Origin of the sequence: Mesorhizobium sp. M0587 (genome assembly GCF_040320945.1) — a bacterium.
GTDB lineage: Bacteria > Pseudomonadota > Alphaproteobacteria > Rhizobiales > Rhizobiaceae > Mesorhizobium.
The window spans coordinates 45,075-64,682 of the sequence record NZ_JAMYQP010000003.1 but is presented as its reverse complement, the minus strand read 5'-3'; the positions used below and the strand labels follow the sequence as shown (position 1 = coordinate 64,682).

General features: G+C 63.3%; 17 protein-coding genes. 14 read left to right on the top strand and 3 right to left on the bottom strand.

Annotated features, from left to right (window positions below; translation table 11 throughout):
• The first annotated feature begins 53 nt into the window (after window positions 1-53).
• The 9 genes from NKI49_RS03635 (at window position 54) to NKI49_RS03595 (ending at window position 11,146) form a co-directional block, all read left to right on the top strand.
• Window positions 54-2,039 carry a CocE/NonD family hydrolase gene (locus NKI49_RS03635; protein WP_352599872.1) on the top strand — a complete coding sequence of 662 codons (1,986 nt, stop codon included), beginning with the start codon at window positions 54-56 and terminating at the stop codon, window positions 2,037-2,039.
• 154 nt (window positions 2,040-2,193) lie between these two features.
• Window positions 2,194-3,780 (top strand): ABC transporter substrate-binding protein, encoded by a 1,587-nt coding sequence (locus tag NKI49_RS03630; protein WP_352599870.1) that lies wholly within the window; start codon window positions 2,194-2,196, stop codon window positions 3,778-3,780.
• Window positions 3,781-3,796: 16 nt separating this feature from the next.
• A complete protein-coding gene (locus NKI49_RS03625) occupies window positions 3,797-4,756 on the top strand; it encodes an ABC transporter permease (protein WP_352599868.1) in 960 nt (319 codons plus the stop codon).
• A 10-nt stretch (window positions 4,757-4,766) separates the two neighbouring features.
• Entirely contained in the window at window positions 4,767-5,591 is an 825-nt protein-coding gene (locus tag NKI49_RS03620; RefSeq protein WP_352599866.1) for an ABC transporter permease, read from the top strand.
• On the top strand, window positions 5,591-7,261 hold the full coding sequence (locus NKI49_RS03615) for an ABC transporter ATP-binding protein (protein ID WP_352599864.1): 1,671 nt from the start codon (window positions 5,591-5,593) through the stop codon (window positions 7,259-7,261). Before NKI49_RS03620 ends, NKI49_RS03615 begins: the two co-directional genes overlap by 1 nt.
• 160 nt (window positions 7,262-7,421) lie before the next feature.
• The gene (locus NKI49_RS03610; protein WP_352599862.1) at window positions 7,422-8,261 is read left to right on the top strand and encodes an alkaline phosphatase family protein; all 840 of its coding nucleotides are present in this window, start codon (window positions 7,422-7,424) and stop codon (window positions 8,259-8,261) included.
• Window positions 8,262-8,482: 221 nt separating this feature from the next.
• Complete coding sequence (locus NKI49_RS03605; RefSeq protein WP_352599860.1) at window positions 8,483-9,049, top strand: sigma-70 family RNA polymerase sigma factor; 567 nt, start codon at window positions 8,483-8,485, stop codon at window positions 9,047-9,049.
• The gene (locus NKI49_RS03600) at window positions 9,046-9,714 is read left to right on the top strand and encodes an anti-sigma factor (RefSeq protein ID WP_352599858.1); all 669 of its coding nucleotides are present in this window, start codon (window positions 9,046-9,048) and stop codon (window positions 9,712-9,714) included. The genes NKI49_RS03605 and NKI49_RS03600 overlap by 4 nt, the downstream gene beginning before the upstream one ends.
• Window positions 9,704-11,146, top strand: a complete 1,443-nt coding sequence (locus NKI49_RS03595; protein ID WP_352599856.1) for a S8 family serine peptidase — start codon at window positions 9,704-9,706, stop codon at window positions 11,144-11,146. The genes NKI49_RS03600 and NKI49_RS03595 overlap by 11 nt, the downstream gene beginning before the upstream one ends.
• On the opposite strand, the gene NKI49_RS03590 is transcribed toward NKI49_RS03595, so the two are convergent.
• Window positions 11,136-11,648, bottom strand: a complete 513-nt coding sequence (locus NKI49_RS03590) for a DUF8737 domain-containing protein (RefSeq protein ID WP_352600136.1) — start codon at window positions 11,646-11,648, stop codon at window positions 11,136-11,138. The two genes, NKI49_RS03595 and NKI49_RS03590, sit on opposite strands and share 11 nt — an antisense overlap.
• A gap of 102 nt (window positions 11,649-11,750) precedes the next feature.
• On the opposite strand from NKI49_RS03590, the gene NKI49_RS03585 reads away from it, so the two are divergent.
• Window positions 11,751-12,659, top strand: coding sequence for a LysR family transcriptional regulator (locus NKI49_RS03585; protein ID WP_352599854.1), 909 nt, complete (start codon window positions 11,751-11,753; stop codon window positions 12,657-12,659).
• A 142-nt stretch (window positions 12,660-12,801) separates the two neighbouring features.
• Here NKI49_RS03585 and NKI49_RS03580 read toward each other — a convergent pair whose 3' ends face one another.
• On the bottom strand, window positions 12,802-13,824 hold the full coding sequence (locus NKI49_RS03580) for a LacI family DNA-binding transcriptional regulator (protein ID WP_352599852.1): 1,023 nt from the start codon (window positions 13,822-13,824) through the stop codon (window positions 12,802-12,804).
• Window positions 13,821-14,117 (bottom strand): hypothetical protein, encoded by a 297-nt coding sequence (locus NKI49_RS03575; RefSeq protein ID WP_352695533.1) that lies wholly within the window; start codon window positions 14,115-14,117, stop codon window positions 13,821-13,823. The genes NKI49_RS03580 and NKI49_RS03575 overlap by 4 nt, the downstream gene beginning before the upstream one ends.
• Before the next feature lie 70 nt (window positions 14,118-14,187).
• Between NKI49_RS03575 and NKI49_RS03570 the strand changes: the two genes are divergently transcribed.
• The 4 genes from NKI49_RS03570 to bglA all read left to right on the top strand — a co-directional run bounded on the left by NKI49_RS03570 (window position 14,188) and on the right by bglA (window position 19,593).
• Window positions 14,188-15,543 (top strand): ABC transporter substrate-binding protein, encoded by a 1,356-nt coding sequence (locus NKI49_RS03570; RefSeq protein WP_352599850.1) that lies wholly within the window; start codon window positions 14,188-14,190, stop codon window positions 15,541-15,543.
• A 211-nt stretch (window positions 15,544-15,754) separates the two neighbouring features.
• The gene (locus tag NKI49_RS03565) at window positions 15,755-16,768 is read left to right on the top strand and encodes a carbohydrate ABC transporter permease (protein WP_352599848.1); all 1,014 of its coding nucleotides are present in this window, start codon (window positions 15,755-15,757) and stop codon (window positions 16,766-16,768) included.
• A gap of 1 nt (window position 16,769) precedes the next feature.
• Window positions 16,770-17,924 (top strand): carbohydrate ABC transporter permease, encoded by a 1,155-nt coding sequence (locus NKI49_RS03560; RefSeq protein ID WP_352599846.1) that lies wholly within the window; start codon window positions 16,770-16,772, stop codon window positions 17,922-17,924.
• 4 nt (window positions 17,925-17,928) lie between these two features.
• Window positions 17,929-19,593 carry a beta-galactosidase BglA gene (bglA, locus tag NKI49_RS03555; protein ID WP_352599845.1) on the top strand — a complete coding sequence of 555 codons (1,665 nt, stop codon included), beginning with the start codon at window positions 17,929-17,931 and terminating at the stop codon, window positions 19,591-19,593.
• The last annotated feature ends 15 nt before the right edge of the window (window positions 19,594-19,608 follow it).

Sequence of the window (19,608 nt, the reverse complement as noted above, 5' to 3'; positions counted from 1 at the left end):
CCAGTCGCGAATGGCGATTGAAAGTGGCGTTGCCGCGGGGCGTTATGCTGACCATGAAAACCGTCACCGAATTTCCCCGCAAGGTCGTCGAATTCCCGGACATGGGCATCGTCATGCCCGACGGCTGCCGGCTGTCGGCGCGGGTGTGGATGCCGGAGGATGCCGGCGACGACCCGGTGCCCGTCATTCTCGAGCACCTGCCCTATCGCAAGCGCGACGGCACCATCTTTCGCGATCAGCTGACGCATCCCTATTTCGCCGGCCACGGCTACGCCGCGATCCGCGTCGACATGCGGGGCAACGGCGATTCCGAAGGGCTGATGGACGACGAATATTCCGAGCAGGAATTGCAGGACGCCTGCGACGTGATTGCCTGGGCTGCAAGCCAGCCCTGGTGCAACGGCAATGTCGGCATGATGGGCATCTCCTGGGGAGGCTTCAACTGCCTGCAGGTGGCGGCCAAGCAGCCGCCGGCGCTGAAGGCGGTGATCAGCCTGTGCTCGACGGTAGACCGCTATGCCGACGACATCCATTACAAGGGCGGCTGCCTGCTGATCGAGAATTTCGGCTGGGCCTCGACGATGCTGTCCTATTCGTCACGACCGCCGGACCCGCTGATTGCCGGCGACAACCGTTGGCGCGACCTGTGGCTCAACCGGCTGGAGAACCAGACTTTTCTGGCTCCACTCTGGCTCAGCCACCAGCACCGCGACGCCTATTGGAAACGCGGCTCGATCTGCGAGGATTTTTCCGCCGTCAAGGCCGCCGTGCTGTCGATCGGCGGCTGGCATGACGGCTACCGCAACACCATCTCGCATCTCGTCAGCAACATCGGTGCACCGGTCAAGGGCATCGTCGGCCCCTGGATCCACAAATACCCCCATTATGCGGCGCCCAAGCCCGCCATCGGCTTTCTGCAGGAAGCGCTGCGCTGGTGGGACCGCTGGTTGAAAGGTATCGACACCGGCGTCGAGGCCGATCCTGCCTACCGTGCCTATGTGATGGACAGCGTGCGTCCTGCTCGCTGGCACCCGGAGCGGCCGGGCCGTTGGGTGGCGGAGCAGGAGTGGCCGTCACCCCACATCAAGGCGCAAGCGATCGAATTGATCCCGGCAGGCGGCAAGCCCGCCATCGTCGCCTCGCCGCAGAATTGTGGGCTGGCCGGCGGCGAGTATTTCCCGTTCACCTTCGGCCCCGAACTGCCGGGCGACCAGCGCCCCGACGATGCGCTGTCGGTTTGTTTCGACCAGCCGGAACTCACTGAAGCGATCGACATCGTCGGCGCGCCGGAAGTCGAGGTGCGGGTCTCCTCCGACCGCCCGCAGGCCAACATTGCGGTCCGGCTCTGCGACGTGCACCCCGATGGCGCCTCGGAACTGATTTCCTACGGCGTGCTCAACCTGACACACCGCAACTCGCATGAATTCCCGCAAGCCCTGGTGCCCGGCGAAACCATATCGGCGCGCGTGGTGCTCGACCAATGCGCTTACCGCGTGCCGGCCGGCCACCGCCTGCGCATCGCCGTGTTGAATGCCTATTGGCCGATGATCTGGCCCTCGCCGGAGCCAGTCCAACTCACCCTGTCGACAGCGACTCTAGCTCTGCCGCTGCGGCCCATGGCGACAGGCGACGAAGCGACGTTCGCCGAGCCCGAAGGCGCCACTCCCTGGGCGACGAAAACGATCCGGCCTGCCAGTTCGGAACGCCACGTCGATCGCGACGAAAAGACAGGAATAGTGACGCTTTCCATAACGGATGATTTCGGCGAAGTGCGTGATCTCGACCATGGGCTGGCCAATGGCAGCATCGCGCGCGAGATCTGGACGATCCATCCCGACGATCCGTTGTCAGCCACGGGAAAGACGCACTGGACGCAGACCCTGTCGCGAAATGGATGGTCCGTGCGCACCGAAACAACCGCCGAAATGCGATCGGATGTGCAAAACTTCATCGTCAGTGCCAGAATCGAAGCCTTCGAGGGCGAAACGCTCGTTTTTGAGCGCATTTTCGAAGAAAAGATTCCGCGTGCGTTTCTTTGAGTGCTGAAGCCGTTGGTCCAATTGCGACGTACGATTTACGCCACGGCATGTCGCATTCGGTCTTGCTTACCGCTTTCCCTTGCGGTCATTATTCCCCTTACAAGAAGCAAGAAAATCGACCGCAGAGTCGAACCAACAGAGTGAGGAACTCAAAATGTCAAACGAACTGGAATTCCTTAGCCGGCGCGTTGCGTCCGGCAAACTGAGCCGTCGTGATTTTCTCGGTCGGGCGGCAGCGCTCGGCGTCACCGCGACCTTCGCCAACTCGCTGCTTTCAAGTGCTGCACGCGCGGCGGGACCGGTCAAGGGCGGCACGTTGAAGGCCGGCCTTGTCGGCGGCGAATCCACCAACAGCCTCGACCCCGCGCTGTTCATGACGCAGGTGCCGTTCGCCTTCGGCAAGATGTGGGGCGAACTGATCGTCGAGCTGTCGCCTGAGGGCAAGCTCGAGAACCGCATCGCCGAGGAGATCGGCTCGTCGGACGACGCCAAGGTCTGGACGCTGAAGATCCGTGATGGGGTCGAATTCCACAACGGCAAGACGGTGACAGCCGAGGACGTGGCCGCCACGCTGGAGCGCCATTCGGACGAGAAGTCGAAATCGGGCGCGCTCGGCTACATGAAAGGCATCGAGACCATCAAGGCCAACGGCAAGGAAGTGGTGCTGACGCTGAAGGAGGCCAACGCCGACCTTCCCTACCTGCTCAGCGATTACCACCTGATCGTGCAGCCCAACGGCGGCAAGGACAAAGCCGATGCCGGCATCTCGGCCGGCCCCTATAAGGTCACCACCAATGAGCCCGGCGTGCGCCACGGCGGCGAGCGTTTCGCGAATTATTGGCAGGGCGACAAGATGGGCCATGCCGACCAGATCGAGATCATCGTCATCAACGATGCGACGGCGCGCACGGCGGCCCTGCAGGGCGGTCAGGTCAACATGATCAACCGCGTCGAGCCGAAGATCGTCGACCTGATCAAGCGTGTGCCTGGCGTTACCATCCGCAATCACGCCGGTCCCGGCCACTATGTGTTCATCATGCATTGCAACACGGCGCCGTTCGACAACAACGACCTCAGGATGGCGCTGAAGCTGGCGATCGACCGCGAGGAGATGCTGAACAAGGTGCTGCGCGGCTACGGCTCGCTCGGCAACGACTTCCCGATCAATTCGTCCTATCCGCTGTTCACCGAGATCGAGCAGCGCAAGTACGATCCCGACAAGGCCAAGTTCCATTACAAGAAGTCCGGTCACGACGGCGCCGTGCTGCTGAGGACGTCGGACGTCGCTTTCCCGGGCGCGGTGGACGCCTCCCAGCTCTTCCAGCAGAGCGCTGCAAAGGCAGGCATCAAGATCGAGCTCAAGCGCGAGCCCGGCGACGGCTATTGGAACGAGGTCTGGAACAAGCAGCCCTTCTGCGCCTCCTACTGGGGCGGTCGCTCGACGCAGGACCAGATGTACTCGACAGCCTATCTGTCGACCGCTGACTGGAACGACACGCGCTTCAAGCGTCCGGACTTCGACAAGATGGTGCTGGCCGCCCGCGCCGAACTCGATGAGGCCAAGCGCAAGCAGATGTACCACGACATGGCTGTCCTGGTACGCGACGAAGGCGGCCTGATCCTGCCGATGTTCAACCAATTCATCGACGCGACCGGTGCCAAGGTCGATGGCTGGGTGGACGATCCACACCAGGAACTGATGAACGGCTACGCCCTCGCGAAGTGCTGGCTGCAGGCCTGAGTCCGGCTTTGCGGATATGTCTTCACCCATCCTGAAACTAATTGCCCAGCGCATCGCGCTGGGCATCCTCCTTCTGTTGGCCATATCGGTCCTGATCTTCGCCGGCACCCAAATCCTGCCCGGCGACGTCGCGCAAGCCATTCTCGGACAAGCGGCGACGCCGGAGTCGCTCGCCAATCTGCGTGAACAGCTCGGGCTGAACAATCCGGCCTATATCAGGTATTTCCACTGGCTCGGCGGTGTGCTGACCGGCGATCTCGGCACCGCGATGTCGAGCGGCCAAGACATCGCCACGTCGATCAAGGGCCGGCTGTGGAACACGCTCTTTCTCGCTTTCTGGGCGGCGGTCGTCGCCGTGCCGCTGGCGATCATCCTCGGCCTGATCGCAGTGCGCTACCGCAATGGCTGGGTCGACAAGCTGATCTCCGGACTGGCGCTTGCGTCGACCTCCTTTCCCGAATTCTTCATCGGTTATGTGCTCGTCTATTTCTTTGCCGTGAAATGGCAGATCTTCCCGGGCATCTCGACCGTCTATGACGGCATGCCGTTCGGCGAGCGCATGCAGGCGATCGCCCTGCCTGCGGCCGCGCTGACGCTGGTGGTGCTGGCGCATATGATGCGCATGACGCGGGCCGCGATCCTCAACGTCATGCAGTCGGCCTATGTCGAGACGGCGGAACTGAAGGGCCTGTCGGCGTTCAACGTCATCCGCAAGCATGCCTTCCCCAATGCGATCGCGCCGATCATCAACGTCGTCATGCTCAACCTCGCCTATCTCATCGTCGGTGTCGTCGTGGTCGAGGTGATCTTCGTCTATCCCGGCATGGGACAGTATCTCGTCGATCATGTCACCAAACGCGACGTGCCGGTGGTGCAGGCGGTCGGCCTGATCTTCGCCGCCGTCTACATCAGCCTCAACATCATCGCGGACATAGCTGCCATCGTCGCCAATCCGCGCCTGCGGCATCCAAAGTGAGGGGGCGGTCATGCTCGACATAAAACGCATCCCCATCCCGGCGCTGATCGGCATCGTACTGACGGCACTGTTCGTCTTGGCGGCAGTCTTCGCGCCATGGATCGCACCGCATGACAATGGCGAGATCGTCGGCGACGTCTGGGAACCCATGTCGGCGATGCATTGGCTGGGCACCGACAATCTCGGCCGCGATCTGTTATCGCGCATGATCTACGGCGCCCGCATCACCCTGTTCATCGCGGTGCTGGCCACCGCGTTGTCCTTCTCGCTCGGCGCCATACTCGGCTTCTCGGCGGCAGTATTCGGCGGCTGGTTCGACACGCTTCTGTCGCGCCTTGTCGACCTCCTGATGTCGATCCCGACGCTGATCATGGGCTTGGTCGTGCTCTCCGTTCTGCCGACCAACCTGGTGACGCTGATCCTGGTCATGGGCATTCTCGACTCGACCCGCGTCTATCGCCTGTCGCGCGCCGTCGCCGTCGACATCAACGTCATGGACTATGTCGAGGCCGCCAAACTGCGCGGCGAAGGCAGCGGTTGGATCATTTTCCGCGAGATCCTGCCCAATGCGCTGTCGCCGCTGGTCTCCGAACTCGGCCTGCGCTTCATCTATGCCGTGCTGTTCCTGTCGACGCTGTCCTTTCTGGGGCTGGGCGTGCAGCCGCCGGATGCCGATTGGGGCGGCATGGTCAAGGAAAACAAGGACGGCATCGTGTTCGGCATAGCCGCCGCGCTGATCCCGGCCGCGGCGATCGCGGCGCTAGCGATCTCGGTCAACCTGGTCGCCGACTGGATACTCAACCGCACGACGAGCCTGAAGGGAGGACGCGGGTGATGGCTGACAGCAAAGCGAAGCCCGGGCAAGCGAAACCGGGCGTGCTGCTCGACATCCGCAACCTGCGCATCGAGGCCACGGTGTATCCGCCCGGAGAGCCGCCGAAGAACATCGTGCTGGTCCACGACGTCTCGCTGACGCTGGAGAAAGGCAAGGTGCTCGGCCTGATCGGCGAATCCGGCGCCGGCAAATCGACCATCGGCCTGTCGGCGATGGGCTATGGCCGCGGCGGCGTGCGCATCACCGGCGGCGAGGTGATCCTCAACGGCCGCGACATCCTCAAGGGCGGCAAGCAAGGTTTTCGCAAATTGCGCGGCCGCGAGGTCTGCTATGTCGCGCAGTCGGCGGCCGCCGCCTTCAACCCGGCGCACAGGCTGATGGACCAGGTGGTGGAAGCCACCTTGCTGCACGGCACGGCAACGCGGGCCGAGGCCGAGAAGCGCGCGGTCGCGCTGTTCAAGAAGCTCAGCCTGCCGAACCCGGAAACTATCGGCGAGCGGTTTCCGCACCAGGTCTCGGGCGGCCAGCTGCAGCGCGTGATGACGGCGATGGCGCTGTGTTCCGAGCCGGACCTCATCGTCTTCGACGAACCGACCACCGCGCTCGACGTGACGACGCAGATCGACGTACTGGCGGCGATCAAGGACGCCATCCGCGACACGCATGTGGCGGCACTCTACATCACCCACGACCTTGCCGTGGTCGCCCAGGTTTCGGACGAGATCATGGTGCTTCGCCATGGCAGGCTGGTCGAATGGGGCGGCACCCGCCAGATCATCAAGGAGCCGCGCCAGGAATACACCAACGCGCTGGTGTCGGTGCACGAGATCGAACATGCCGAGCAGAAGCCGGGTACCAGTCCGTTCCTGTCGGTGAAGAACGTCACCGCGGCTTATGGCGGCGGCCACGTCAAGGTGCTGAAGAACGTCTCGGTCGATATCTACCCGGGCCAGACATTGGCCGTCGTCGGCGAATCCGGCTCCGGCAAGTCGACGCTGGCGCGCGCCATCACCGGTCTGTTGCCGCCAGAACAAGGAACCGTCACCTTCGACGGGCGGCCGCTGGCCAACCGGCTCGCCGACCGGCCGAAGGAGGACCTTCGCCAGCTGCAGATGATCTATCAGATGGCCGACGTGGCGATGAACCCGCGCCAGACCGTCGGCACCATCATCGGCAGGCCGCTGGAGTTCTATTTCGGCATGCGGGGCAGGCAGCGCGATGCCCGCGTCGCCGAACTGCTCGACAAGATCGAGATGGGCAAAGGCTTCATCGACCGCTACCCGGCGGAGCTTTCCGGCGGCCAGAAGCAGCGTGTCTGCATCGCCCGTTCGCTCGCCGCCAAGCCCAAGCTGATCATCTGCGACGAGGTGACCTCGGCACTCGATCCGCTGGTGGCGCACGGCATATTGAAGCTTTTGCTCGACCTGCAGCAGGAGGAAAGCGTCGCCTATCTGTTCATCACCCACGATCTGGCGACGGTGAAGTCGATCGCCGATTCGATCGCGGTGATGTATCGCGGCGAGGTGGTCCGCTACGGCTCCAAGAGCAAAGTGCTGATCCCGCCTTTCGACGCCTATACCGATCTCCTGTTGTCATCGGTCCCCGAGATGGAGATCGGCTGGCTGGAAAAGGCCATCAAGGGACGGCGCATGGAGAGCGCGGGAAACTAGCTACCGGCTGGTCAGGGACGACTACCGCAAGGCGATCTACCGCGACCTGGCGGTACTGATGCGCGACGAAGAGGCCTGATCGTGTCCTTCTTCAATTCAATCAGTTCATCGATGCGGCAGCCATCGGACGATCCATGGCGACAGCTCAGAGGGGCCAACCATGGCGCTCAAGTCCAAGCTTTTGCTGATCATCCTCGACGGCGTGCCTTACAGGAACTGGCGCCGGCTGATGGGTAATCTCGAAGGCTGGGTGCAATCCGGCGAGGCGCGGGTCTGGAAGATGCGCTCGGTGCTGCCGTCGACTTCCGCCTGCTGTTACGCTTCGATCCACACCGGCGTGTCGCCGCAGATGCATGGCATCTTGTCCAACGAGAACCGGTTCCGCGTCGAGCAGCCCGATATCTTCTCCGAGGTCAGCAAGGCCGGCGGCAAGACAGGCGCCGTGACGCACTCCTACTGGTCGGAATTCTTCCGCGCCTATCCGTTCGACCTGGTCGAGGACATGGAGTTCGACGAGCCAGGCGGGCCGATCACGCATGGCCGCTTCCACACCATGACCGGCTACAACGCCCGCAACCAGATGACGCCGAGCGACGTCGACCTGTTCGCGACGCTGACCATGCTGACCAAACGCCATGGCATCGACTACGGCATCCTGCACACCTGCACGCTGGATTCGATGGGCCACCGCTTCGGCCATGACTGCCACGAGATGGACCATGCCGTCTATGCGATGGACGGTATGCTGGCGGCCTTTCTGCCGCGCTGGATCGAAGCCGGCTACGAGGTCATCGTCACCGCCGATCATGGCCAGACCGACCGCGGCCATCATGGCGGCCACGACGACGAGATGCAGGATTTCGCGCTCTATTATTTCGGCCCGGGCAAGGGACCGCAGGCCGACACGCTGCTCGACCAGCTGCAGCTCGCGCCGACAGTACTGAGCCGCCTTGGGGTGGCTATTCCCGCGACGATGAAGGCGAAGCCGTTTTTGGGGTGATGGAGTAGCGCAACGCTGGTGCCGCCCCTCATCCGCCTGCCCGTCCTCCGCAGCAGCTGCGGAGGGGGACCGGCACCTTCTCTCCGTTTAGGGCGGGGAGAAGGGAGACACTCTGGCAACCACCCCGCTCTTCGGTTAGCTTTCAAATTTCTTGGCGGAGGATGAACCTTTTTGGACCGACCAGCGACAGAGCAGTCAGGAGCCAGGCGGCTCGACCGGCCATGACGGCGGCGATGGAGACCGATCGCGCGCTTGTCGACCGGGTCGCGAAAGGCGACCGGGCCGCCGTGCGGCTCCTGTTCATGCGTCACCACGCGCGGGTCTACCGCTTCGTGGCACGCCAGACGGGATCGGAAATGATGGCTGACGATATCGCCAACGAAGTGTTTCTCGAACTGTGGCGCCAGGCGCCGAGCTTCGAGGGCCGGTCCGAAGTCTCGACATGGCTGCTCGGCATCGCCCGGTTCAAGGCGCTGTCCCTGCTGCGCAAGAAGAAGGAAGACTGGATCGACGACGAGGCGGCCGCCGCGGTGCCCGACAGCGCCGACACGCCCGAGGTCGTCACCATGAAGGAGGACAAGGCCGCAGCCTTGCGCCGTCTCATCGACGCTTTGCCGGAAGAACATCGCACGGTGATCGACCTTGCCTATTATCATGGACAGTCGGTGACAGAGATCGGCGAGGTGCTCGGCATCCCTGTCGCAACCGTCAAGACCCGGATGTTCTACGCCCGCAAGAAACTCGGCGAGGCGTTGAAAGCCGCTGGATACGACAGGGGGTGGCCATGAGCGCCGCTGAAAAAATGTCGCGCCGCGACGAAATGGAAACGCTGCTTCCGTTCTACCTGAACGGCTCGCTGGAAGGTTCGGAGCTGGAAGCCGTCGAGGAATGGCTGGCCAGCGATCCGGCTGCACTTGCCGCCCTTGGCGAGGCGGAAGCCGAATTCTCGAGCACCGCCGCCGCCAACGAGGTCATCCGCCCGCCGGCCGATGCGCTCAGCCGTTTCGCCAAGGCGTTCGACGCCGAGGCCGGACCGGCGCGGGCGCCTGCGGGCTCGTCCTGGCTGGCGCAGGCCTGGGATCGCTTCATGGCGGTGCCGGTGGGCGTCGCCTGGGCGGCGGCCGCGGTGCTGCTGGCGCTGGTCATGGTCCAGTCGTTCGTGCAGCCCGGCGGCAAGAGCAATGATTTCGAGATTGCCGGCGCGCAGGACGATCTGGCGAAGATGCCGTTCGCCCTGGTGAAGTTCAAACCGGATGCCAACATGTCGGACATTTCCGCTTTCCTAGGCGGCAACGGGATGAAGATCATCGGCGGGCCGACCGCCGACGGCGTGTTCCGACTTGGCATCCCCACCGGAAACGCGGCCGACTATGCCAAGCAAATCGGCCTTATTGCCGCCCAGCCCTTCACCGAGACCGTGATCGAGGGAAGGAAACCTGCTGATGGCGGCTGAAGCGGCCATTCGATTTGCGGCAATTGTTGCGGCGGCGATGACAGTCGCCGCCATGCCCGCATCGGCGCAGACAGAAGATCCCAATCCCGACCGGACGAAAATCGATTGCCGCGACGAAAGCAATGCAGCGGGAGTGGACTGCGCCGAGGGCGGCGGTGACGCGAAGGGCGGACCGGGGGCGGCGCAGCCCGGCGCCGTCTTTTTGCCTGCCCTGATCGTCGATCTTTTCCCCAATCCGGCCCAAAGTCCGGTGCCCCTGCCGACGCCCGCCCCACGCCAGGACCCGGCGCCGGCTGCGCCCTCGCAACCCGGAAGCTCGGTCGGCGGGCCGACCGTCTCGCCGACCGATCTCATCGCCGTTCAGCCGCTGCGCGCCGTGGTCGGCGATTTCGTGCCCGACGAGGTGCTGGTGACCGTCGACGGCGATGCCGGCGCCGTGCAGCAGATCGCTGCCTCCTTCGGCCTCGAAGTGCGCTCGCAGCGCCAATCGCGGCTGCTTGGCACCACTTTGGCGCGTTTCGGCATTCCCGACGGCCGCCCCGTTGGCGTCGTGCTGGCGCAACTGGCCGCCGACGGCCGCACCCAGCGGCGCGAGGCCAACCATGTCTATTCGCTGCAGCAGGCCGCAGGCATCGTCAACTATGCGTTCGAGCGCATAGCGCTCGATTCCAAGGCGGCCAGCGGGCAAGACGTCCGCATCGCGGTGATCGATACCGGCATAGACGACACCAATCCGGCGCTGGCCGGCGTCATCGCCGGACAGTTCGACGCCATGCCCGGCGTGCCGATCGAAAAACGCGATCATGGCACCTCGGTCGACGGGCTGATTGCCGGTGTCGGCGCGCTGGAGGGCATGGCGCCCGGCGCCAGGATCTATCACGCCCGCGCGTTCGAGGGCGGCAAGTCTACCATGGACGTCATCCTGTCGGCGCTCGACTGGGCGGCGGAGCAGGACGTGCGCATCATCAATATGAGCTTCGTCGGTCCGAAGAACGACCTGCTCGGGGTCGCCTGCCGCAATGCAAGGGCGCTCGGCATGGTGCTGGTTGCCGCCGCCGGCAATAACGGGCCGAAAGCGCCCTACGGCTATCCGGCCGCCTTCGACGGCGTCATCGCTGTGACCGCCACCGACGCCAAGGACGGGCTGATGCCGCAGGCCAATCGTGGCGCCTATGTCTTCATCTCGGCGCCCGGCGTCGAGATGGTGGCACCAAGCGGCGCCGGCTCGGACGTCGTCACCGGCACCTCGTTCGCGGCGGCGATCGTGAGCGGCGCCATCGCCAATCTCATCCATGCCGCGCCCGATCGTTCGGCCGACGATATCGAGAAAGCCTTGGCGGCAACGGCTAGGGATCTCGGCCCAAAGGGGCGTGACAACGACTTCGGCTATGGGCTGCTAGACATCAAGGCGGCTGGGGCGGCTAAGAAATGACCTGCTGCAAGTCACGTTTTTTCCCAGCCCGTACCAGAAGGTAGAATGCGGCGATGTGCGTGACCATCAGCAGCGGCACGTAGATGATCGGGATCGCATAGGCGGCGCCCAACTGCTCCGCGTGCGCAGGAAGACCGAGTTGGATGGCGTGGTAATAGGCGGCGATGAGATCGACCGTCCCCACGAGATTAAACGCCACGACGAGCGGCCAGAAGAGCCGAGGTATCCTCACCATGAGCAGCACCAGTATGGCCAACACTCCTGTTGCGAAATCGCCATAAGCGGCGAATACGGCGAAGCCAGCGGGCAGATCGGGGCCGACGACGCCCGGAAGGATGAAGACTAGCCCGAAGAAGCGGAAGCTATGCAAGGTGGCAATGGCGCGTTGCGCCGCGACCCCGTCCATCGAGTTCAGCCATGGCAGACCGTAAGCGCCGAAGCAAAGCAGCCACGCGACATAGCCTAGGACAAGCTGGATCTGGAACAGGACTTCCGTGGACATCTGGCATCCTCTCAAGAGGTTGTTTTTCACGCTGCGTTGGAGCGTCATCGATTCATAATCTCGCTTCCATAATTCGACCATCCGCTGTAATCGAAACAACCTATGAAGCAGAGCTACACAATCCGGCACGGCGCGCTGGAAGGCGTCGAGGTTTTCCTGGCCGTCGCCAAGCGCCGCAATTTCCGTCGTGCGGCCGCGGATCTCGGCGTGACGCCGTCCGCGGTGAGTCAAGCGGTGCGTGCGCTGGAAGCGCGCATGGGTGCGGCGCTGTTTGCTCGCACGACGCGGAGCGTTGGCCTGACCGAGGCCGGCCAGCGGTTCCTCGACCGCGCCGGCCCTGCGTTCGAGGAGATCGTCGCGGCCGGCGAAGCCGCTCGTGACGTCGGGCAACGGCCGACCGGCCTGCTGCGCCTGTCCGTACCTCGCGCCGTCGTGCCGCTGATCCTGGAGCCGATGATCGCGTCGTTCTGCCGAACCTATCCCGAGATCGAGCTGGAGATCGCCGCGAGCGACGAGATGGTCGATCTGGCGGCCGGCGGATTCGACGCCGGCATCCGCCTCGGCCAGTTCATCGCACCCGACATGGTCGCGGTGCGGCTGACGCCGCCCTTCACGTTCGTGGTCGTCGGCAGCCCGGACTATCTGGAGCGCCACGGCCACCCCGAACGTGTCGACGATTTGCGCCACCACGCCTGCTTGCGCTTGCGCCGGTCGAACGGCGCCATAGCGCCCTGGTCATTTGTCGACGGCAACGGGTCGATCGAGGCGATGGTGTCAGGCCCGCTGATCGCGCACGACTATCCGACATTGCTGGGGGCCGCGATGCAAGGCGTCGGGCTGGCGCAGACGCCTCGACCTGTCGCCGAAGGCCCGATAGCCGAAGGAAAACTCAAGGCGGTGCTGGATCACATCGCCACCACGACGCCGGGCGTCTATCTCTATCATCCCGGCAAGCGCCAGGTCCTGCCGAAACTGCGCGCCTTCATCGATCATCTCAAATCCACGGACTGAGACGACAAATGGGTTTGATCCCAAGCGGCTCACCGTTTCACGGAAGCGCCGAACGCTCTATCCCTTCATTCTAGGCAATTTGCTGGGGAAAGCGCTACGCGCTTTTGCGGGGAAACCGTTTCACATTTTTCCTGGAATTGCCTTAGGCAGGCGCACCTGCCACCGAACCCCTGACCACCAGGTCGACCGGCCAGACCTCGCTGCGGGCGCCCTCCTCCAGTCCGGAGATCCGTGCCGCCAGCCGCTCGGCGATGCGCGCGCCGGCAAGGCGGATGGACGAGCGCGTCGTCGACAGCGGCACCGAAAAATTCTCCGGCCTCAGCCAGGGAAAGACGTCGTCATGGGCGATCAGCGACACGTCGCCGGGAATGGCCAGGCCGAGGTCGCGCACCGCGCGCACGACGCCCAATGCCATGATCAGGCTGGAACAGGCGATCGCCGTCGGGGCGTCGCTCGCCTCCAGCAAACGCCTGGTGGCGCGATAGCCATTCTCTTCGGTCATGACCACCGAGCAGACATGATGTTCGCCCAGCGTCATCCCGCTTGCGGCCAGCGCCCGGCGCACGCCGCGCTCGCGATGGACGGCGAAGGTCTCGCGGTCGTCGCCGTTGATCAACGCCAGCCGCCGGTGGCCAAGCTGGATCAGAAGCCTGGCCGCCTCGTGGAAGGCACCCTCATTGTCTATGTCGAGATAGGGATAGTCGAAATCGAAGCCTTCGCTGCGGCCATGGACGATGAAGGGAATGCCGAGCGTGTTGACCAGCGCCACGCGCCGGTCCTCGGGTTTTGGCGAGGAGATGTAGACGGCGTCGACCTGCCGGTTGGCGACGATGCGCCGGTAGGTGGTCTCCTGGTCGTCGGCGTCGGCCGGCGACAGCACCAGGTCGAGTTCGTGCGCGCGGGCATAATCGCCAAGGCCGGACAGAAACTCGACGAAGTGCGGATCGATGTCGACGGCGGCTCCCGTCGGCAGGACATAGCCGATCATTCCGGTCTTGCCGGTCGCCAGCCGGCGCGCGCTCGGATTGGGGCGGTAGCCGTGGCGCTTGGCGGCGTCCATCACCCGCCGGCGGGTTTCCTCGTTGACCTCGGGATAGCCGTTCAGCGCACGGCTTACCGTGGTCTGCGAAAGCGCCAGCATATGCGCGAGCTGCTTGAGGTTCACGAGAGGCCTCCACGCCCCAAAGCGCTTTTAAGTTGAATCGACCCAAGCGCCACAAAGGCGCGCTCATCCAGCAGCGACCATAAGCGCGGACGGGACGGGTTTGAAACAAGAATTTCTGCTGCACCGCCGAAAAAACGTGCTGCAGCGCACATTTTCGAGCACCAAATGCCTGGAATTAAATCGATTAACCCGAGCGCCTCTTGACTCCCGAGTGATTCAATGGCGAGATCAGAAAAGCCAAAGCGCTTTGGAAGGCTCTTCGAAAGGTTGCGGTTCCTTTCCGACTGAGTCACAGTCCTGCGGCGTCGGCGGGCGGAATGGAGGTTCCGTCCGGTGTTTGTGACCCCACTGGGAGGAATACCGATGAAGAAAATACTTTTGCTGGGCGCCGCGCTTGCCACGCTCGCCCTGAACACGCCCGCGCAGGCTGAACTGAAGTTCAAGCCGGGCGAAGACAAGCGCTTCAACTGGGCAAATTACGAAGAGCTCAAGAAAGTCGACCTCAAGGGCGAGACCCTGTCGATCTTCGGGCCGTGGCGCGGCGAGGACGAAGGCCTGGTGCGCGGTGTACTCGATTATTTCTCGGAGGCCACCGGCGTCGAAATAAAATATTCCTCCTCGGAGAATTACGAACAGCAGATCGTTATCGACACGCAAGCCGGCAGTCCGCCCAACATCGCCGTGCTGCCGCAGCCGGGCCTGATCCAGGATCTGGCATCGAAGGGTCTTTTGACACCGCTCGGCGACGATACCGCCAAATGGATCAAGGACAATTACGGCGCCGGCCAGTCATGGGTCGACCTCGGCACCTTCAAGGACAAGGACGGCAAGCCGGGCTTCTTCGCCTTCCCCTACAAGGCCGACGTAAAGTCGCTGGTCTGGTACTCGCCGGATAATTTCGAGGAAGCCGGCTACAAGGTGCCGAAGACGCAGGAAGAACTCGCCGACCTCGAGAAGAAGATCATTGCCGATGGCGGCACGCCATGGTGCATCGGGCTTGGTTCGGGCGGCGCCACCGGCTGGCCGGCAACCGACTGGGTCGAAGACCTGATGCTGCGCACGCAGTCGCCGGAAGTCTACGACAAATGGGTGAAGAACGAGATCCCGTTCAACGATCCGGCGGTGGTCAACGCCATCGACATCTTCGGCAAGATCGCGACCGACGACAAGATGGTCGATGGCGGCGCCAAGGCGGTGGCGGCGACCGATTTCCGCGATAGCCCGAAGGGCCTCTTCTCGGTGCCGCCGAAATGCTACCTGCACCACCAGGCCTCGTTCATCCCGACCTTCTTCCCGGAAGGAACCAAGATCGGCCAGGACGCGGATTTCTTCTATTTCCCGCCCTACGCGTCCAAGCCTGACCTCGGCACGCCGGTGCTCGGCGCCGGCACGCTCGCCATGATAACGAAAGATAGCAAGAGTGCTCGCGCGTTCATCGAATTCCTGAAGATGCCGCTTGCGCACGAGATCTGGATGGCTGAAGGCGGCTTCGTGACGCCGCTCAAGACGGTCAACAAAGAGGCCTATGCCAGCGATGCGCTGAGGAAGCAGGGCGAAATCCTGGCCAATGCCTCGACCTTCCGCTTCGATGGTTCCGACTTGATGCCAGGCAAGATCGGCGCCGGCTCCTTCTGGACCGGCATGATCGACCTGGTCGGCGGCAAGTCCGCGCAGGACGTCGCCACCGACATCCAGAAGAGCTGGGACGCCATCAAGTAAAAGCTCGGGTAGTAAAACGTCTGGCAGCTGGCCTCGGCCGCACTTCAGAACTTCCTGATCCTTATACTGGATCCGGGCCTTGCCGGCCCGGATCCGACCGGCAGCGACGCCGGACCGGCTTTGCGTTCGATCGTTCCGACTAACTGAATCGGCGCATCATCCATCGCCAGGATTGTTCGGCCTGGCCGGTCATGCGCAGGGAGAGGGACCCATGGCGGCTCAGATTTTCTCGGCCATATTTGTCATCATCATCGGCGTCGGCGGCTGTGTCGCCTATTTCTGGGGCGCCAACAAACTGCTCGACATCACCTTTCCCTCGCGCGGCGTCTCTGGTGCTGCCGCCGTCGACAATCTGCGCCGGCAAGGCCTGATCCGACCTTGGCTGTTCGTCGGCCCGGCGATGATCATCCTGACCATCTACCTGATCTACCCGGTGGTCGAGACGTTGCGGCTGTCCTTCCTCGATCGCGGCGGCGTCAGCTTCGTCGGCCTGGCCAACTATCGGTGGGCGTTCGGCGACCGCGAGTTCCGCAATTCGATCCTCAACAATGTGCTCTGGCTGGCGGTGGTGCCTGCCGCCTGCACGTTCCTCGGCCTGATCATTGCCGTGCTCACCGACAAGATCTGGTGGGGCACGATCGCCAAGAGCCTGATCTTCCTGCCGCTGGCCATTTCGTTCGTCGGCGCCAGCGTCATCTGGAAATTCATTTACGAGTACCGCGGCGAAGGCCAGACGCAGATCGGCATCCTCAATGCCGTCATCCAGCATTTCGGCGGCCAGCCGCAGGTCTGGATATCGCTGCCGTTCTGGAACAATTTCTTCCTGATGGTGATCCTGATCTGGATCCAGACCGGCTTTGCCATGGTCATCTTGTCCTCGGCGCTTCGCGGCATTCCCGAGGAAACGCTGGAAGCCGCCGTCATCGACGGCGCCAACCCGTTCCAGATCTTCTGGAAGATCATGGTGCCGCAGATCTGGGGCACCATCGCCGTCGTCTGGACCACGATCACCATTCTGGTGCTGAAAGTGTTCGACATCGTGCTGACCATGACCAACGGCCAATGGAACAGTCAGGTGCTGGCCAATCTGATGTTCGACTGGATGTTCCGCGGCGGCGGCGATTTCGGCCGCGGCGCCACCATCGCCATCATCATCATGATCGCGGTCATTCCGATCATGGTCTGGAATATCCGCCAGGCCAATAAAGAGACGGGGGGACACTGAGATGGCCGTCGCGACCGGAAATTCCTTTGCCAGCCGCTTCGGCGTCCACATCGCGGTGCTGGTCTTCGTTACGATCTGGACCATCCCGACACTCGGCATCCTGGTCTCCTCGCTGCGCGACAAGAACCAGATCATCGCCTCGGGCTGGTGGAACTCGTTCGCCAGTTCCACCCAGACGGAAGCCGGCCGCCTGCCCGCTGCCTCGGCGCAGGTCGAGAAGGACGGCAAGTTCGTCCTCGAGGGCAATATCTTCGGCGATGGGGCCAAGCGCGACATCAGCGCCTTCGGCGTCAAGTCGGCGGCGCCAACGCAGTATTCCGCCGGCACGTCAGCCGATCTCGGCGACGGCGTGACCCTGCAGCTCAATGCCGACGGCAGCTTCGTCATGCAATCGCCCAAGGCATTCGAAGGCGATCGCGGCCAGCGTGTCTACTATGCCTCGTCGGCACCACCGAAATTCACCACCGACAACTACCGCACGGTGCTGTTTTCCGAAGGCATCGGCCGCTCGTTCATGAATTCGCTGACCGTCACCATACCGGCGACGGTCATCCCGATCCTGATCGCGGCCTTTGCCGCCTATGCGCTGGCCTGGATGCGCTTTCCCGGCCGCGCGCTGCTGATTGCGGTCATCATCGGCCTGCTGGTGGTGCCATTGCAGATGTCGCTGATCCCGCTATTGAAACTCTACAACGGCGTCGGCGCCTTCTTCGGCATGCCGTCGAAAACCTATCTCGGCATATGGCTGGCGCATACCGGTTTCGGCCTGCCCTTCGCCATCTACCTGCTCAGAAGCTACATTGCCGGGCTGCCGCGAGAGATCATGGAATCGGCGCGCATTGATGGCGCCAGCGATTTCGAGATCTTCGTCAAGATCGTGCTGCCGCTGTCGTTCCCGGTGCTGGCCTCCTTCGCCATCTTCCAGTTCCTGTGGGTATGGAACGATCTGCTGGTGGCGATGGTTTTCCTGGGTACGGAAGCAGACCAGATCGTACTGACCGCCAAGCTCAATGCGTTGCTTGGCTCACGCGGCGGCGATTGGGAGATCCTGACGACATCGGCCTTCGTGACCATCATCGTGCCGCTGCTCGTGTTCTTCTCGCTGCAGCGCTATTTCGTTCGCGGGCTGCTTGCCGGCTCGGTGAAAGGAGGCTGAGACAATGCAATCCGCTTTGAAGGCCAGTTCGAAGCCCGATCTCGCCGTCGACCGCGACTGGTGGCGAGGTGCGGTGATCTACCAAATCTACCCGCGCAGCTATCAGGATTCGAACGGCGATGGCATCGGCGACCTCAAGGGCATTATCGGGCGATTGCCCTACATCGCCGCGCTCGGCGCGGACGCCATCTGGATTTCGCCGTTCTTCAAGTCGCCGATGAAGGATTTCGGCTACGACGTCTCGGACTATTGCGATGTCGATCCGATGTTCGGCACGCTTGCCGACTTCGATGCGCTGACGGCGGAAGCGCACAGGCTGGGCCTCAAGGTGATGATCGACGAGGTGCTGTCGCACACCGCCGACATTCATCCGTGGTTCAAGGAAAGCCGGTCGAACCGCACCAATCCGAAAGCCGACTGGTATGTCTGGGCGGACGCCCGGCCGGACGGTACGCCGCCCAACAACTGGCTGTCGATCTTCGGCGGATCGGCGTGGCAATGGGACACCAGCCGCCAGCAATATTATCTGCACAATTTCCTTGCCGAGCAGCCGGACCTCAACTTCCACAACCGCGAGGTCCAGGACGCGCTGCTCGACGTCACCCGCTTCTGGCTGGAGCGCGGCGTCGATGGCTTCCGGCTCGACACCATCAATTTCTACTTCCACAGCCAGGGGTTGGAAAACAACCCGCCGCTGCCGCCCGAGGAACGCAACGACCAGACCGCACCCGCGGTCAATCCCTACAATTACCAGGACCACATCTACGACAAGAGCCGTCCGGAAAACCTCGGCTTCCTCGAACGGTTTCGCGCCCTGCTCGACGAGTATCCGGCGGCGGCGGCGGTCGGCGAGGTCGGCGATTCGCAACGCGGGCTGGACGTGGTGGCCGCCTACACCGCCGGCGGCAAGCGGGTCCACATGTGCTATGCCTTCGACTTCCTGGCGCCGGAAAAGATCAGCGCGGCCAAGGTCCGCTCGGTGCTGGAGGCGTTCGGCAAGGCGGCCAGCGACGGCTGGTCTTGCTGGGCCTTTTCCAACCATGACGTGATGCGCCCGGCTTCGCGCTGGGCCGCTAACGAGGCCGACCCGGCCGCCTATCTCAAGGTCATCTCGGCGCTGCTGATGTCGCTGCGCGGCTCGGTCTGCATCTATCAGGGCGAAGAACTCGGGCTCGGCGAAGCCGACCTTCGCTTCGAGGATCTGCAGGACCCCTATGGCATCCGCTTCTGGCCGGAATTCAAGGGCCGCGACGGCTGCCGCACGCCGATGGTGTGGGATGGCAGCGCCACGAATGGCGGCTTCTCCTCGGCAAAGCCCTGGCTACCGGTGCCTGCCAAGCATCTGTCGCAAGCGGTCAATGTCCAGCAGGGCGATGAAGCGTCGCTGCTGGAACATTACCGGCGCTTCCTGACCTTCCGGCGCGCCCATCCAGCGCTGGCCAAGGGCGATATCACCTTCTTCGAAAGCGAGGGCGATACAGTTGCCTTCACCCGCCAGGCGGGCAATGAACAGGTCGTCTGCGTCTTCAACCTTGGCGCGAGGCCGGCCGAGGTTGACCTTGGCGGCCGATCGCTGCAACCTTTGTCCGGGCATGGATTCCCGGGACAGTCCGGCGGCGGTTCCGTCCGCCTCGGCGGCTACGGCGCCTGGTTCGGGCGTATCGACTGAATTTGAGGAAATCAC